Consider the following 14,218-nt stretch of genomic DNA (forward strand, 5'->3'; position numbering starts at 1 on the left):
CGCAGAATAGGCTATCCTGAAACTCCCTGTTTACCCGCTCATGCATCGTTTACACGCTTACCCGGATCTGCGCGCGATGTTTCGTCGCCTGCTGATCGCTACGCTCATCGGTATTCTCGCGGCGCTGGCTGTCGCCGCCTTCCGTCATGCGATGCAATTGCTGGAGTGGATTTTCCTGAGTAATGACACCGGCAGTCTGGTGAATGCGGCTGAGGGGCTTTCGCCCTGGCGAAGGCTGATTACGCCGGCGCTTGGCGGCCTGGCCGCTGGTCTGTTGCTGTGGGGGTGGCAAAAAATGAACCAACAGCGCCCCCATGCGCCCACTGACTATATGGAAGCATTGCAAACCGACGGGCAATTTGACGTTGGCGCCAGTCTGGTGAAATCGCTGGCCTCGCTGCTGGTCGTGGTCAGCGGCAGCGCAATTGGTCGCGAAGGCGCAATGATCCTCCTCGCCGCGCTGGCGGCATCCAGCTTTGCCCGACGCTTCACGCCGCGTGAGGAATGGAAATTATGGATCGCCAGCGGCGCCGCTGCGGGCATGGCGGGCGCTTACCATGCGCCGCTGGCGGGCAGCGTGTTTATCGCGGAAATCCTGTTCGGTACCTTAATGCTGGCTTCCCTCGGCCCGGTTGTCGTTTCCGCCGTCGTCGCCCTGCTAACCACCCATGTATTAAACGGTAGCGATTCACTACTCTATACCGTACATCTGACCGTTGATCTCCACGCGCGGGAGTACGTCATGATAGTCAGTACCGGCCTGGTCGCCGGTCTGTGCGGCCCGTTGCTGATGTGGCTGATGACAGCCAGCCATAATAGTTTCTTACGTTTAAAACTGTCGCCGCCCTGGCAACTAGCGTTGGGCGGGCTTATTGTCGGATTACTGTCGTTACTCACGCCCACGGTATGGGGAAACGGCTATAGCGTCGTACAATCATTTCTGCTCTCCCCACCGCTATTCTCGCTGATTGGCGGAATTTTTGCGTGCAAAATCCTGGCGGTGCTCGCCAGCAGCGGGTCTGGCGCGCCGGGCGGCGTCTTTACGCCAACATTATTTGTCGGATTATCCATTGGAATGTTTCTGGGTCGGATATGGGGATTCTGGCTGCCAGGCTCGGATGAAATAGCGATTTTATTGGGGCTGGCGGGTATGGCGACGCTACTGGCGGCGACAACCCATGCGCCGATAATGTCCACCCTGATGATTTGTGAAATGACCGGCGAGTATCAGTTACTCCCCGGTCTGCTGATTGCCTGTGTAGTCGCGTCAGTGCTCTCGCGAACGTTACGCCATGATTCTATCTACCGCCAGCACGCTGCCGAGCATTGACAAACGAATATACTGCCCCAGCTCACGCTGCTCGGCGCGCGGCAGGTACGGTAACTCGCCAATCAGCGGCGCTGGCAGTTTTTTCCCAAGCACATCAATAATTTCAGCATAATGCGCCAGCCCAGGATTGATACGATTCGCCACCCAGCCAATTAATGGCAGTCCATCGTTAGCGACAGCTTGCGCAGTCAGTAGCGCATGATTAATGCACCCCTCCTGAATCCCTACCACCATCAATACCGGTAACTGTTCCTGTACCACCCATTCGGACAATGGACGTAAATCATTCATCAAACTACGCCAGCCGCCAGTGCCCTCCACAACCACGTGGTCCACTTTATCGCTCAGGTTCGCCAGACCGTTGGACAGCAAGGTGTAATTTATAGGACAGCTATGCGCGACGCTGCTTTCTTCTTCGCTTAACGCGATCGGATTAATCGCCTCATACGGCAACTCCAGCGAAGAGACGCTTTGCAATACCAGCGCATCTTTGTTGCGCATCCCTTCTGCAGTCTCTTTGCTCCCTTTAGCGACAGGTTTATACCCTGCAACGCTCTTACCACTCGACGCTAACGCTTGTAGTAATGCGCGGGAAACCACCGTCTTCCCAACAGAAGTGTCTGTACCTGTAATAAAGAAACGCTTCAGCATCACTAACTCCACCGTTATGCTTCGAAAATATAAGCCAGGAAAATAATACAGTGGAGAAAGTCTAAGATATGGCAAGGGCAATCAGCTTGAGTTAGCGCAAATTTTTGTACAACAGTTAAAAAATGTTAACCCTGTAATAGACGAATCAACAAAGAGCCGTTATACATCGCGTCTTTTACCAACGCCGCCCCGGCCATCGTGCCCTGGTTGGTAAACTGCGTGCTTTCCACTACCGTATTCCTGCTGTAGGCGGGCAGCGCCTGCTGACGGATACTGTCAGCAATGGCCGGAAAAAGGATATCAGCCGCTTTACTTAGCGGCGAACCAATAAGAATTTTTTGCGGATTAAATAAATTCACCATGATAGCCAGAATGCGTCCGACATGCGCGCCAACGCCGCTAATAATATCTTTTGCTAATAGATCTCCCTGCATCGCCGCCTGACACAGTGAATCAACCGTTAACGGCTGGCCGTGCAACATTGAACTCATCGACTGATTAAGCCGAAGCTGCGTAAGTTCCAGCACGCTATCGACGCTGGCGATGGTCTCCAGACAGCCATGATTACCGCAATAACAGCGCTTACCATAAGGATCGACCTGGGTATGCCCAATCTCTACCAGACTGCTACTGCCCGCATGAAGCAAATGACCGTCGGTGATAACGCCCGCCCCCACATTATGATCAATCACCACCTGGATAACGTCGCGCGCGCCGCGTGAGGCGCCAAAAAGCGCCTCTGCCATCGTCCAGGCGCTAATATCATGCTGAATGTAAACCGGTACGCCAGTGTGCCGCTCCAGCGCATCTCCCAAAGGCATCTCTTTGACATCTTCGTAATACGGCATCCGGTGCACAACGCCGTTTTCGGTATCGATAATGCCCGGTAACGTAATGGCAATAGAGGTCAGACGCTCCAGTTTCTGCTGATGGCGGGTAAAAAACCGATCAACGTGCGTAATAATTCGCTCAAGCAACGGCGTGGCTTCGGTTAACGGCAGCGGCAGACACTCTTCTACCACCAGTTTGCTGCTAAGATCGCGTAGCGCAAGGAAAATTTCGCCACGGCTAATACGAATAGATAAATAGTGCCAGGCTTCCGTTTCCACCATCAGCCCGACGGCGGGACGTCCACGACTGCCCGCCTCTTTAATTTCAAGTTCCTGAACCAAATGCGCTTCCAGCATTTCGCGAACAATTTTCGTAATACTGGCAGGCGCCAACTGCGCCAGACGAGACAGGTCAATTCGCGATACCGGTCCGAGCTGATCAATCAGGCGATACACTGCGCCAGCATTGGTCTGCTTAATTTGATCGATATGCCCAGGCTGACTATCAGCAACCACCGCTCACTCCCTTTATTTTCGCGCTCCGAAATAATCTGTGTGCTATGGTGAAACACTTCAATACTCGCCGTCAACTTTTTGCTTAGCCGTGTGATTAACTGCACATTTTCACCCTTTTTAAGCGTAATTAATCCCGTCGGGCAGCCAGTAATAGCAGTTGGCAAAACCGCTGTACGGCATGACTCTGTTCATGATGCTTTGGCCATACCAGCCACATTTCAGATACGGCGTCCTCTTCTGCCAGGGGAACCCAGCGCATCTCGCTCATCTGTACACGCTTAAAGGATGCCGGCAGAATCGAGACGCCCAGTCCCGCCGCCACCAGACCGATAATAGTCATTGCCTCGCCAACCTCCTGCGTGATGGTCGGCGACAGGTTATAGCGCCGCATCAGGCCGAGAATATCGTCGTAGAGGCCCGTCCCGACATGTGGATCGAAAAAGACGAAAGGTTCTTCCGCCAGTTCTGTCAGACTGACGACCGGCTTTTGCGCCAGCCGATGTTCGCGCGGGATCATGGCCATAAGCGGCTCATGCAAAATCACCTCGCGATTAAGTGTGTCGGGCAGCGGCGTATTCCGCAGCAAGCCAATATCCAGTACGCCTTCGTTGAGCGGCGCGATTTGCTCACGTGTATTCATTTCACGCGTTTGCATATGCACTCCCGGATAGGACTGGCGGAACAGCGAAAAGGTATGCGATACCGCCCGAATAAAAGGCGCTGAAGACGTAAAGCCAATACGGATTTCTCCCGCTTCGCCCTGATGCAGCCGCTCGGCGCGAGCGGCGGCGTCGTTTACCAGACTCAGGATGTGTCGGCTATCCACCAGAAACTGTCGCCCGGCGGCGGTTAACGCTACGCTGCGGTTGGTCCGCGCCAGTAATCGCGCGCCGACCTGCTGCTCCAGAATTTGTATCTGCTGACTCAACGGCGGCTGCGAGATATTGAGGCGCGCGGCGGCGCGACCAAAATGCAGCTCTTCTGCTACCGCCACAAAGTAACGTAAATGACGTAATTCGATATTCATATTTTTAACGTCTTATTTGAGACAATTAATATATTAGACAGAATATTTTGCTTTTTCTATGCTTTACATGTCGGTTATACCCGTCTCCTGTTGACGGAGATGTAAAGCAAGGATTTAACGTGAGTCGTACAACTATTCTCGATGACGCCACGGCGAGCGATATCGACGAACAACGCCATTCTCAGCCGGTTCAATTTATTAAACGCGGTACAGCGCCTTTCATGCGCGTCACGCTGGCCCTTTTTTCCGCGGGCCTGGCGACTTTCGCGCTCCTTTATTGCGTTCAGCCTATACTACCGGTACTTTCCCAGGAGTTTGGCGTCTCCCCCGCCAGCAGCAGCGTTTCACTTTCTATTTCTACCGCCATGCTGGCTATCGGCTTACTTTTTACCGGCCCGCTTTCTGATGCGATAGGCCGTAAACCGGTGATGGTCACCGCGTTGTTATTAGCTTCCTGCTGCACATTGTTATCAACCATGATGACCAGCTGGCATGGTATTCTGATTATGCGTGCGCTGATCGGTCTGTCGTTAAGCGGCGTCGCCGCGGTGGGAATGACCTACCTGAGTGAAGAAATCCATCCCAGCTTTGTCGCTTTCTCCATGGGGCTCTATATTAGCGGTAATTCCATCGGCGGGATGAGCGGGCGTTTATTAAGCGGCGTCATGACCGACTTTTTTAACTGGCGCATCGCGCTGGCGGCCATCGGATGCTTTGCGCTTGCGTCCGCGCTGATGTTCTGGAAGATTTTACCCGCCTCGCAACATTTCCGTCCCACGTCGCTACGGCCTAAAACGCTATTTATTAATTTCCGTCTCCACTGGCGCGATCGGGGGTTACCTCTGCTGTTTGCAGAAGGTTTTTTACTGATGGGCGCGTTCGTCACCCTGTTTAACTACATTGGTTATCGCCTGATGCTCTCCCCCTGGGAATTAAGCCAGGCCGTGGTCGGACTGTTATCCGTAGCCTATCTCACCGGCACATGGAGCTCGCCGAAAGCTGGCGCCATGACCTCACGCTATGGCCGGGGGCCGGTGATGCTGTTCTCTACCGCAGTAATGCTGGGCGGGCTTTTACTGACGCTTTTTACCTCGCTTTGGCTGATTTTTGCCGGGATGCTGCTTTTTTCCGCCGGCTTTTTCGCCGCGCACTCCGTGGCCAGTAGTTGGATTGGCCCGCGTGCGCGCCGGGCGAAGGGACAGGCCTCGTCACTTTATCTTTTCAGCTATTATCTGGGGTCCAGTATCGCCGGGACGCTAGGCGGCGTATTCTGGCATAGCTACGGCTGGAACGGCGTAGGCGGTTTTATCGCGCTAATGCTGGTGCTGGCCATCCTGGTCGGGACGCGGTTACATCATCGTCTTCACGCCTGAAAAGAAATAATCCGGCGATAGCAACGTGCGCTATCGCCGGGCTGGTTTCACGCCACGACTCACTGTTCACCATAGACCTGTCAGGCTTGATACGCCCATAACTTCTCTGATTGCATCCAGCGCCAGAAGCGTAAATACCACCCAGATTATCGGATTCATATACGGTGTGCCTGTTATTCTGGAGGGCGGATATTACCGACTCTGCGACCAAAAATAACGGCCGGTAACGTAAAGCTACCTATTATGGTGGGGGCTTACATCGCGTTACCGGGGGATTGTACATAGCGTTACATGCCGAAACCAATCACTCACGGAAGCCTTTTGATAACAGCGATATAGTCATTTCACCGGCCCCGCAGTGGGGTTGAATGAAAACCAAATCGAGGGTATCAAAATGAAAAAAGTATTAGCTCTGGTTGTTGCCGCTGCAATGGGTCTCTCTTCCGCAGCATTCGCGGCTGAGACTGCAACGCCTGCGAAAACCGCAGCGCCTGCCAAAACAACCCAGACCACCCAGCACCACAAAAAACAGCATAAAAAAACCGTTGAGCAAAAAGCGCAGGCAGCTAAAAAGCACCAGAAAAAAGGTGGTAAAGCGCCAGCCAAAACCACGTCAAAACCAACTACTCAACCGGCTGCGTAAGTCGTAACATGCTGCGGCGCGCCCCCGCGCCCGTTTTTACGGCGCTAAATTGTTCTGGTTTAGCGCCGCCTTCCGGGAGGGCAAAAAAGTGTCTCGCTACCGCTTTGAGCTCATTCTTATCGTGCTTATTTTATGCGCCGTTATTGCCACGCATTTCTATCTTTCCTGAGTGTAGTTATCTGATTTTACTCCCACTTTCTTACCGTCACGTCTATAGTAGTACTGAGGGTTTGTTGTTAATAATCATAATTACCCACCAGAGTGTGATATGCATAAAACCATTGCTGTATTACTGGGCATAGTGTGTTTTTTACCGGTTATGGCGAAAGCCAGGGGGGCTGAAACAGACGCCACGGATGCCAGCGACGTCAAAACGCTTTTTTTTAACCATGACGATCGGGTGCCCGTCGCCGATCCTACCCAATCGCCGTGGGATGCCATCGGGCAACTAGAGACCGCCAGCGGTAATTTGTGTACGGCAACGCTTATCTCCCCGCATATCGCCCTGACAGCAGGTCACTGCCTGCTAACGCCACCGAAAGGAAAACCAGACAAGGCGGTTGCGCTGCGTTTTGTGGCGCGAAAAGGAGTATGGCGCTATGAAATCCACGGCATTGAAGGCCGCGTTGAACCGTCGCTGGGCCGACGCCTGAAAGCGGATGGCGATGGCTGGATTGTGCCGCCTGCCGCGGCAAGCTGGGATTTTGGTCTGATAATATTGCGCTACCCACCTTCCGGTATCACGCCAGTGCCTTTATTTACCGGCGATAAAGCGGCGCTCACTGCGGCGTTGAAAGCCGCAGACCGAAAAGTCACGCAGTCCGGTTATCCGGAAGATCATCTGAATGCGCTCTATTCCCATCAGGATTGCGTCGTGACCGGCTGGGCGCAGAATGCCGTACTCTCACACCAGTGCGACACGTTACCTGGCGACAGCGGCTCGCCGTTATTATTGCACACGGATAGCGGATGGCAGCTCATTGGCGTACAAAGCTCCGCCCCTGCGGCTAAAGATCGCTGGCGCGCCGATAACCGCGCTATATCCGTCACCGGCTTTCGCGATAAGCTGAAAGCTCTGGCGCAGGATTAATGCGGGAATCGCTGCCTGAACCGACAGGCAGCGATCGTCTCAGGCAAATTTGATCATGACCATTCCGGCGAGCAGCAATATCACGCCAACCCAGCCTTTGGGGTTTAAGCGCTGGCCGAAGAGCACCCAGCCCGCCGCCAGCGTGACGGCAATACCAAAACCGCCCCATAACGCATACGCCACCGACAGGTCTATCCCTTTTACCGCCTGGGAAAGCGCGCTGAAGGCGGCCAGAACAGCGGCAAGCGATAAGATGCCATAGCATTTACGGCGAAAGCCGTCCGAAAATTTCAACAGTACGTTAGCCGCGATTTCCAGCATTATTGCCAGCCCAAGCCAGGCGCCGTGTATCCATTCAAATTGTTGCACGAGCCGCCTCCTTCACCGGTTTGCCGGGTTTACGCGTCCCTGATTTGATCAATACGATGCCGGCGACCAGCGTCAGCAAGCCGGCAATCTTCATGGTTGATAATGCTTCATCAAATAGCAGCACGCTAAAAATGGTAATAAATAAAATGCCGATCCCTTCCCATAAGGCATACGCTACACCCAGGGCAATCTTTTTTACCGCAAAAGAAAGAAATATATATGACAGCGTGATCATCACCAGCATTAAAATAAAACCCGCATTGCCATTACCCACGCTAGCCCATTTCATTGAGAGCGTGCCGGTAATTTCAGTCGCGATAGCCAGAGCTAATAAAATCCAGTAAAACATGACACTTCTCCTGCATGAGAATATACTCTTTCGAGTCTGCTGCACGCAGCAAACTAAAAAATAAAATCAGTTAGCACAGCGCATTGCGCCAGCTCAGGCAGAAGTGAGAGACTAAAGTGCGTTACGCCAGTGCTGCTCGCCGATAAGCAGGAAAAAGGAGGTAGAGTGAAGATGCGTTTGCGTGGAGAAAAAAGCGCTGAACATATTGTCCATAATATTACAATTATCCGCAGTGTTGCTTCTCGTCATCGCGGATGATAATTGTCCTCGGTAGTTGAACACGCCTGATTTGTATCATAAGCCAGGAATTAACTCAAAATATTTTCACTTCTTTACCTGAAGTGTTTGATTTTAACCAGAACAGGTCGACCGACATCACATTATTATTCGTGTCGGCATCAGAAAACAGGGACTGATATGGCAAAACCGATCATCACGCTCAATGGTCTAAAAATCGTCATTATGCTGGGAATGCTGGTGGTTATTCTGAGCGGTATCCGCTTCGCCGCAGATATCATTGTTCCCTTTATTTTGGCGTTATTTATTGCAGTCGTTCTCAATCCCGTTGTGCAACGGATGACCCGATGCCGAATTCCGCGCGTTATCGCCGTATCATTGCTCATTGTGATTATTGTTATGTTAATGGTACTGCTACTGGCCTATTTGGGGACATCATTAAATGAACTGGCTCGTACCCTACCGCAATATCGCTCCTCATTGGTGATACCGTTGCAACGTATTGAACCGTGGTTACAGCGAGCAGGCATTGGCGTGTCGGTTGATGAGCTGGCGAAATATATCGATCCAAACGCCGCCATGACTCTGGTAACGAACCTGCTCACCCAGCTGTCCAATGCCATGTCGTCCATCTTTTTATTGTTATTGACCGTGGTATTTATGCTGCTGGAGGTTCCACAATTGCCTGAAAAACTGCAGCAGATGATGAGCCGTCCGGTGGAAGGCATGGCGGCAATTCAACGCGCGCTTGATAGCGTTTCCCATTATCTGGTGTTAAAAACAGCGATCAGTATCGTGACGGGGCTGGTCGCATGGGGCATGCTGGCCGCGCTGGATGTCCGCTTCGCCTTTGTCTGGGGTCTACTGGCCTTCGCGCTGAACTATATTCCTAATATTGGATCGGTGCTCGCTGCCCTGCCGCCCATTATTCAGGTGCTGGTATTTAACGGGTTTTATGATGCGCTGCTGGTGCTGGCAGGCTATCTGCTGATTAATCTGGTCTTCGGCAATATCCTTGAGCCACGAATCATGGGACGTGGTTTAGGCCTTTCAACCTTAGTGGTATTTTTGTCGTTAATTTTCTGGGGCTGGCTATTAGGTCCGGTGGGTATGTTGCTCTCCGTTCCGTTAACCATCATTGTCAAAATCGCCCTCGAACAGACCACCGGCGGGCAGAGTATCGCCGTTCTGCTTAGCGATTTAAACAAAAGATAAAATGCAATACATACACAAAATCATTCAAGATGCCTCGCGGCGGCAAGGGAAGAAATCCCCGGGAGCATAGATAACGATGTGACCGGGTTTTCTGAGCGCAGCCAACAAAGAGGCAGCTTAAAGGATGAAGTGTATAAAAACGGCCTCCGAAGAGGCCGCCGCACGTTTAAAAGATTAAAGCGCTTTCAGAATTGCATCCACGCTGGCTTTGGCATCGCCAAACAGCATTTGCGTATTCTCTTTAAAGAACAGCGGGTTCTGCACACCAGCATAACCAGTATTCATTGAACGCTTAAAGACCACGACATTCTGTGCTTTCCACACTTCGAGAACCGGCATACCGGCGATCGGGCTGCGGGGATCGTCTTGCGCCGCCGGGTTCACCGTATCGTTCGCACCAATCACCAGCACGGTATCGGTATCGGCGAAATCATCATTGATTTCGTCCATTTCCAGCACGATGTCATAAGGCACTTTCGCCTCCGCCAACAGCACGTTCATATGCCCCGGCAGGCGACCCGCCACCGGATGAATGCCGAAACGCACGTTGATACCGCGCGCACGCAGTTTTTCGGTGATTTCCGCCACCGGATACTGCGCCTGCGCCACCGCCATCCCGTACCCCGGCGTAATAATGACGGAGTGGGAGTTTTTCAGCATCTCAGCGGTCTCTTCCGCCGTGATTTCGCGATGTTCGCCAGCTTCCTGATCGTCGCCCGTTGAGGAGCCGTCAGTACCGAACCCACCAGCAATAACGCTGATGAAAGAGCGGTTCATCGCTTTACACATAATGTAAGACAGGATCGCACCTGACGAACCGACCAGCGCGCCGGTCACAATCAGCAAATCGTTGCTCAACATGAAGCCAGCCGCCGCGGCAGCCCAACCGGAATAGGAGTTCAGCATTGAAACAACCACCGGCATGTCCGCCCCACCGATAGAAGCGACCAGATGCCAACCAAACGCCAGCGCGATAATGGTCATCAGCAGTAGCGCCAGAACCTGTAGACCCACGCTTTCGGTACGAACAAAAACCAGCAGCAACAGGAAAGAAACAACCAGCGCCGCCAGGTTCATTTTGTGACGGTTAGGCAACATCAACGGCTTAGAAGAGATTTTGCCGCGCAGTTTACCAAACGCTACGATCGATCCAGTGAAAGTGACTGCGCCAATAAAGATACCGAGGAAGACTTCGGTCAGATGGATATTCACCAGCACCGGCGCCAAACTGGCGTCATGGTACAGATAGCTGTTAAAGCCAACCAGTACCGCCGCCAGGCCCACGAAACTGTGCAGAATCGCGACCAGCTCCGGCATCTCGGTCATCTCAACTTTTTTCGCCATGCGGATGCCAATCGCGCCGCCAATAATCATGGCGACCAGAATCCATGCCACGTTGCCGGTATCCGGCCCGAAAATGGTCGCCAGCAACGCGATCGCCATCCCGGCAATACCGAAGTTATTCCCCTGGCGGGACGTTTCATGCTTTGAAAGCCCGGCAAGACTGAAAATAAACAGGATCGCGGCAACAATGTATGCAGCTGTAACTAATCCTCCAGACATGTGTTACCCCTTAGTTTTTCCGGAACATTTTCAGCATACGCTGAGTCACGGTGAAGCCACCGAAAATATTAATGCTGGCGATAAGCACCGCGATAAAGCTCAGGAAGCTGACCCAGCCGCCCTGACCAATTTGCAATAATGCCCCGACAACAATAATCCCTGAAATTGCGTTGGTCACCGACATTAATGGCGTATGAAGCGCATGAGACACGTTCCACACCACGTAATAACCAACCACGCAGGCGAGCGCAAACACGGTAAAATGGCCGAGGAACTCCTTTGGCGCGACATCGGCCAGCCAGCCAAAAAGAATGATCGCCAGCGCCATTAACGCATACTTCCGCCAGGGTGAAGCGGGCTTTTCCGGCTCTTTTGGCGCAGGTGCTGCTTTAGGCGCGGCCTGTGGCTGCGCGGAAACCTGGATTGGCGGCGCAGGCCAGGTAATGTCGCCGTCGCGAATAACCGTCACGCCACGGATCACGACATCGTCAAAATCCACGTCAATATTGCCGTCTTTCTCTTTGCACAGCAGCTTCAGCAGATTAACCAGGTTGGTGCCATAAAGTTGGGATGACTGCGTCGGCAAACGCCCCGGTAGATCGGTGTAGCCAATTACTTTCACGCCATTGTCCGTCGTCACAACCTGATTGGCGACGGTATATTCGCAGTTACCGCCATTCTGCGCGGCCAGGTCGACAATCACGCTGCCGGCCTTCATAGAATCGACCATATCGCGGGTAATCAGCTTCGGCGCTGGTTTGCCCGGAATCAACGCGGTGGTAACGATGATATCGACCTCTTTGGCCTGGGCGGCAAAGAGCGCCATTTCCGCTTTGATAAACGCCTCGGACATCACTTTGGCGTAACCATCGCCGCTACCGGCTTCCTCTTTAAAATCCAGTTCGAGGAACTCAGCCCCCATACTCTGGACCTGCTCTTTGACTTCAGGACGAGTGTCAAACGCGCGGACAATCGCCCCCAGGCTGTTTGCCGCGCCGATAGCCGCAAGACCGGCAACGCCCGCGCCAATCACCATCACCTTCGCCGGCGGCACTTTCCCGGCGGCGGTGATTTGCCCAGTAAAGAAGCGCCCAAATTCATGCGCGGCCTCCACAATGGCGCGATAACCCGCGATATTCGCCATTGAGCTTAACGCGTCGAGCGACTGCGCGCGGGAAATACGCGGCACGGAGTCCATCGCCATCACCGTGACCTTACGTTCGGCAAGTTTCTCCATTAACCCAGGATTTTGCGCAGGCCAGATAAAACTGACCAGCGTAGTCCCGGGGTTCAGTAAAGCGATTTCCTCTTCTTCAGGCGCATTAACCTTGAGAATAATTTCCGACTGCCAGATAGCATTGCCGTCTACAATATCCGCGCCAGCCTGCGCAAACGCTTTGTCGTCAAAACTTGCCAGTTGACCCGCCCCGCTTTCGATAGCGACGCTAAACCCCAGCTTCAGTAGCTGCTCTACCGTTTTCGGCGTCGCAGCGACACGGGTTTCATTGGGTAACCGCTCTTTTGGTATGCCAATTCGCATAAATGTTCCCTTCCATCGGTATTTTTGATGATGGTTTGTCAGTAAGCGCGAGAAGCGTACGCCTGCCCGCGTTTGAGGTAAATGTTACCCCAGCAGAATAAAACCGTTACAAACTCTCTATAACCTACTGAAAATAACGCCTGTGATCTAGCGCCAAAAAACAGAATTTTTTATCAAATTTGCAAAACATGAACGATTCAGCCGCTAAGCAGCCATAATGCCTTGAAAATGGCCTGCGAGGGCTGATAATTCGCTCAAATTTGACAGCAAAACATCATTAAACCCCTGGCGAGATCAAGAAATTAACATTAAATTAACTTATTAAATTTATGCGCTTCATTAGCTTAGCCGCCCGGACGCCGTTTTTTTCGACATATCGGTAAATGTTATCATCAAAGATAGGATACATGACACGATGCGTGAAAAATCCCGCAGACATCCATATGGTTTAAATGCAATAATCAGCCACGTTTCTAGTCAATAACAATACCAGTACCTGGTTTGCGCAAGGCGAAGGATTATTTTTATGAAGCTTAAGAACACTCTCCTGGCGTCGGCTCTGCTTTCTGCGGCTGCTTTTTCTGTCCATGCAGCAACAGAACTGACGCCGGAGCAAGCGGCTGCACTAAAACCTTATGACCGCATCGTTATTACCGGTCGTTTTAATGCTATTGGCGATGCGGTCTCCGCCGTGTCCCGCCGCGCAGATAAAGAAGGCGCAGCCTCCTTCTATGTTGTCGACACCTCGGAGTTCGGCAACAGTGGTAACTGGCGTGTTGTGGCGGACGTGTATAAAGCCGACGCGCCGAAAGCCGACGCGCCCAAAAATCGTGTCATTAATGGCATCGTGGAATTACCGAAAGACCAGGCCGTACAATTAGAACCGTATGACACCGTCACCGTTCAGGGCTTCTACCGTAGCCAGCCGGAAGTTAACGATGCCATTACGAAAGCGGCGAAACAAAAAGGCGCATACGCTTTCTATATTGTTCGTCAGATAGATGCGAATCAGGGCGGAAACCAGCGCATCACTGCATTTATCTATAAACAAGATGCGAAAAAACGCATCGTCCAGAGCCCGGACGCTATTCCGGCAGACTCTGAAGCTGGCCGCGCCGCGCTGGCTCAGGGCGGCGAAGCTGCGAAGAAAGTCGAAATTCCAGGCGTCGCCACGTCAGCCTCGCCGAGCGCCGAAGTAGGCCGTTTCTTCGAAACGCAATCCTCCAAAGGCGGACGTTACACTGTCACACTTCCGGATGGCACAAAAGTTGAGGAGCTGAATAAAGCGACGGCTGCGATGATGGTGCCTTTCGACAGCGTTAAGTTCACCGGCAACTACGGCAATATGACAGAAATCTCCTATCAGGTCGCCAAACGCGCGGCGAAGAAAGGCGCTAAGTATTATCATATTACGCGTCAGTGGCAGGAGCGCGGCAATAACATCACCATCAGCGCCGACCTCTATAAATAAGGCGCGCGTCGCCA

At 52.6% G+C, this 14,218-nt stretch carries 15 protein-coding genes; 6 read left to right on the forward strand and 9 right to left on the reverse strand.

The annotated features are described in order from the left end of the window. Positions 1 to 40: 40 nt before the first annotated feature. Positions 41 to 1,330: a voltage-gated ClC-type chloride channel ClcB gene (clcB, locus tag NA986_RS04455; protein ID WP_038806702.1), complete on the forward strand. Its 1,290-nt coding sequence runs from the start codon at positions 41 to 43 to the stop codon at positions 1,328 to 1,330. Here clcB and bioD read toward each other — a convergent pair. The 3 genes from bioD to NA986_RS04470 all read right to left on the reverse strand — a co-directional run bounded on the left by bioD (position 1,286) and on the right by NA986_RS04470 (position 4,354). Then, the gene (gene bioD, locus NA986_RS04460) at positions 1,286 to 1,981 is read right to left on the reverse strand and encodes a dethiobiotin synthase (RefSeq protein WP_000919232.1); all 696 of its coding nucleotides are present in this window, start codon (positions 1,979 to 1,981) and stop codon (positions 1,286 to 1,288) included. The genes clcB and bioD overlap by 45 nt on opposite strands. A 125-nt stretch (positions 1,982 to 2,106) precedes the next feature. Beyond that, positions 2,107 to 3,327: a sugar metabolism global transcriptional regulator Mlc gene (gene mlc / locus NA986_RS04465; protein WP_000225094.1), complete on the reverse strand. Its 1,221-nt coding sequence runs from the start codon at positions 3,325 to 3,327 to the stop codon at positions 2,107 to 2,109. 127 nt (positions 3,328 to 3,454) lie between these two features. Further along, complete coding sequence (locus NA986_RS04470) at positions 3,455 to 4,354, reverse strand: LysR family transcriptional regulator (protein ID WP_001019577.1); 900 nt, start codon at positions 4,352 to 4,354, stop codon at positions 3,455 to 3,457. A gap of 119 nt (positions 4,355 to 4,473) precedes the next feature. On the opposite strand from NA986_RS04470, the gene NA986_RS04475 reads away from it, so the two are divergent. Beyond that, on the forward strand, positions 4,474 to 5,727 hold the full coding sequence (locus NA986_RS04475; RefSeq protein WP_000091796.1) for an MFS transporter: 1,254 nt from the start codon (positions 4,474 to 4,476) through the stop codon (positions 5,725 to 5,727). Positions 5,728 to 5,793: 66 nt separating this feature from the next. Here NA986_RS04475 and NA986_RS04480 read toward each other — a convergent pair whose 3' ends face one another. Then, entirely contained in the window at positions 5,794 to 5,886 is a 93-nt protein-coding gene (locus tag NA986_RS04480) for a KPN_01571 family protein (RefSeq protein WP_001068154.1), read from the reverse strand. Between the two features lie 235 nt (positions 5,887 to 6,121). Between NA986_RS04480 and asr the strand changes: the two genes are divergently transcribed. Further along, positions 6,122 to 6,370 carry an acid resistance repetitive basic protein Asr gene (asr, locus tag NA986_RS04485; RefSeq protein ID WP_000756314.1) on the forward strand — a complete coding sequence of 83 codons (249 nt, stop codon included), beginning with the start codon at positions 6,122 to 6,124 and terminating at the stop codon, positions 6,368 to 6,370. A gap of 268 nt (positions 6,371 to 6,638) precedes the next feature. Continuing rightward, on the forward strand, positions 6,639 to 7,460 hold the full coding sequence (locus NA986_RS04490) for a trypsin-like serine peptidase (protein WP_000549647.1): 822 nt from the start codon (positions 6,639 to 6,641) through the stop codon (positions 7,458 to 7,460). A gap of 39 nt (positions 7,461 to 7,499) precedes the next feature. On the opposite strand, the gene mdtI is transcribed toward NA986_RS04490, so the two are convergent. The 3 genes from mdtI to NA986_RS04505 form a co-directional block, all read right to left on the reverse strand. Continuing rightward, positions 7,500 to 7,829 carry a multidrug/spermidine efflux SMR transporter subunit MdtI gene (gene mdtI / locus NA986_RS04495; protein ID WP_023216944.1) on the reverse strand — a complete coding sequence of 110 codons (330 nt, stop codon included), beginning with the start codon at positions 7,827 to 7,829 and terminating at the stop codon, positions 7,500 to 7,502. Beyond that, positions 7,816 to 8,178: a multidrug/spermidine efflux SMR transporter subunit MdtJ gene (gene mdtJ / locus NA986_RS04500; RefSeq protein WP_000500277.1), complete on the reverse strand. Its 363-nt coding sequence runs from the start codon at positions 8,176 to 8,178 to the stop codon at positions 7,816 to 7,818. Before mdtJ ends, mdtI begins: the two co-directional genes overlap by 14 nt. 111 nt (positions 8,179 to 8,289) lie before the next feature. Beyond that, positions 8,290 to 8,460, reverse strand: coding sequence for a protein YdgV (locus NA986_RS04505; protein ID WP_001539987.1), 171 nt, complete (start codon positions 8,458 to 8,460; stop codon positions 8,290 to 8,292). Positions 8,461 to 8,595: 135 nt separating this feature from the next. Between NA986_RS04505 and NA986_RS04510 the strand changes: the two genes are divergently transcribed. Next, positions 8,596 to 9,630, forward strand: a complete 1,035-nt coding sequence (locus NA986_RS04510; RefSeq protein ID WP_001118268.1) for an AI-2E family transporter — start codon at positions 8,596 to 8,598, stop codon at positions 9,628 to 9,630. Positions 9,631 to 9,804: 174 nt separating this feature from the next. Here the strand turns inward: NA986_RS04510 and pntB are convergent, their stop codons facing one another. Together pntB and pntA are read right to left on the reverse strand one after the other, a co-directional pair. Continuing rightward, entirely contained in the window at positions 9,805 to 11,193 is a 1,389-nt protein-coding gene (pntB, locus tag NA986_RS04515) for a Re/Si-specific NAD(P)(+) transhydrogenase subunit beta (protein WP_000014056.1), read from the reverse strand. A 10-nt stretch (positions 11,194 to 11,203) separates the two neighbouring features. Next, on the reverse strand, positions 11,204 to 12,733 hold the full coding sequence (gene pntA / locus NA986_RS04520) for a Re/Si-specific NAD(P)(+) transhydrogenase subunit alpha (RefSeq protein WP_001219360.1): 1,530 nt from the start codon (positions 12,731 to 12,733) through the stop codon (positions 11,204 to 11,206). Positions 12,734 to 13,259: 526 nt separating this feature from the next. Between pntA and ydgH the strand changes: the two genes are divergently transcribed. Next, entirely contained in the window at positions 13,260 to 14,204 is a 945-nt protein-coding gene (ydgH, locus tag NA986_RS04525; protein ID WP_000769294.1) for a DUF1471 family protein YdgH, read from the forward strand. Positions 14,205 to 14,218: the final 14 nt, after the last annotated feature.

The organism is Salmonella sp. NW177 (assembly GCF_051811585.1).
Classification (GTDB): Bacteria; Pseudomonadota; Gammaproteobacteria; order Enterobacterales; family Enterobacteriaceae; genus Salmonella; species Salmonella enterica.

Excerpts from the sequence above, each read along its gene's own strand:
- NA986_RS04480 (WP_001068154.1), bottom strand. The coding sequence starts at position 5,886 with ATGAATCCGATAATCTGGGTGGTATTTACGCTTCTGGCGCTGGATGCA.
- clcB (WP_038806702.1), top strand. The coding sequence starts at position 41 with ATGCATCGTTTACACGCTTACCCGGATCTGCGCGCGATGTTTCGTCGC.
- NA986_RS04510 (WP_001118268.1), top strand. The coding sequence starts at position 8,596 with ATGGCAAAACCGATCATCACGCTCAATGGTCTAAAAATCGTCATTATG.
- NA986_RS04490 (WP_000549647.1), top strand. The coding sequence starts at position 6,639 with ATGCATAAAACCATTGCTGTATTACTGGGCATAGTGTGTTTTTTACCG.
- mdtJ (WP_000500277.1), bottom strand. The coding sequence starts at position 8,178 with ATGTTTTACTGGATTTTATTAGCTCTGGCTATCGCGACTGAAATTACC.
- asr (WP_000756314.1), top strand. The coding sequence starts at position 6,122 with ATGAAAAAAGTATTAGCTCTGGTTGTTGCCGCTGCAATGGGTCTCTCT.
- pntB (WP_000014056.1), bottom strand. The coding sequence starts at position 11,193 with ATGTCTGGAGGATTAGTTACAGCTGCATACATTGTTGCCGCGATCCTG.
- ydgH (WP_000769294.1), top strand. The coding sequence starts at position 13,260 with ATGAAGCTTAAGAACACTCTCCTGGCGTCGGCTCTGCTTTCTGCGGCT.
- pntA (WP_001219360.1), bottom strand. The coding sequence starts at position 12,733 with ATGCGAATTGGCATACCAAAAGAGCGGTTACCCAATGAAACCCGTGTC.
- bioD (WP_000919232.1), bottom strand. The coding sequence starts at position 1,981 with ATGCTGAAGCGTTTCTTTATTACAGGTACAGACACTTCTGTTGGGAAG.
- NA986_RS04470 (WP_001019577.1), bottom strand. The coding sequence starts at position 4,354 with ATGAATATCGAATTACGTCATTTACGTTACTTTGTGGCGGTAGCAGAA.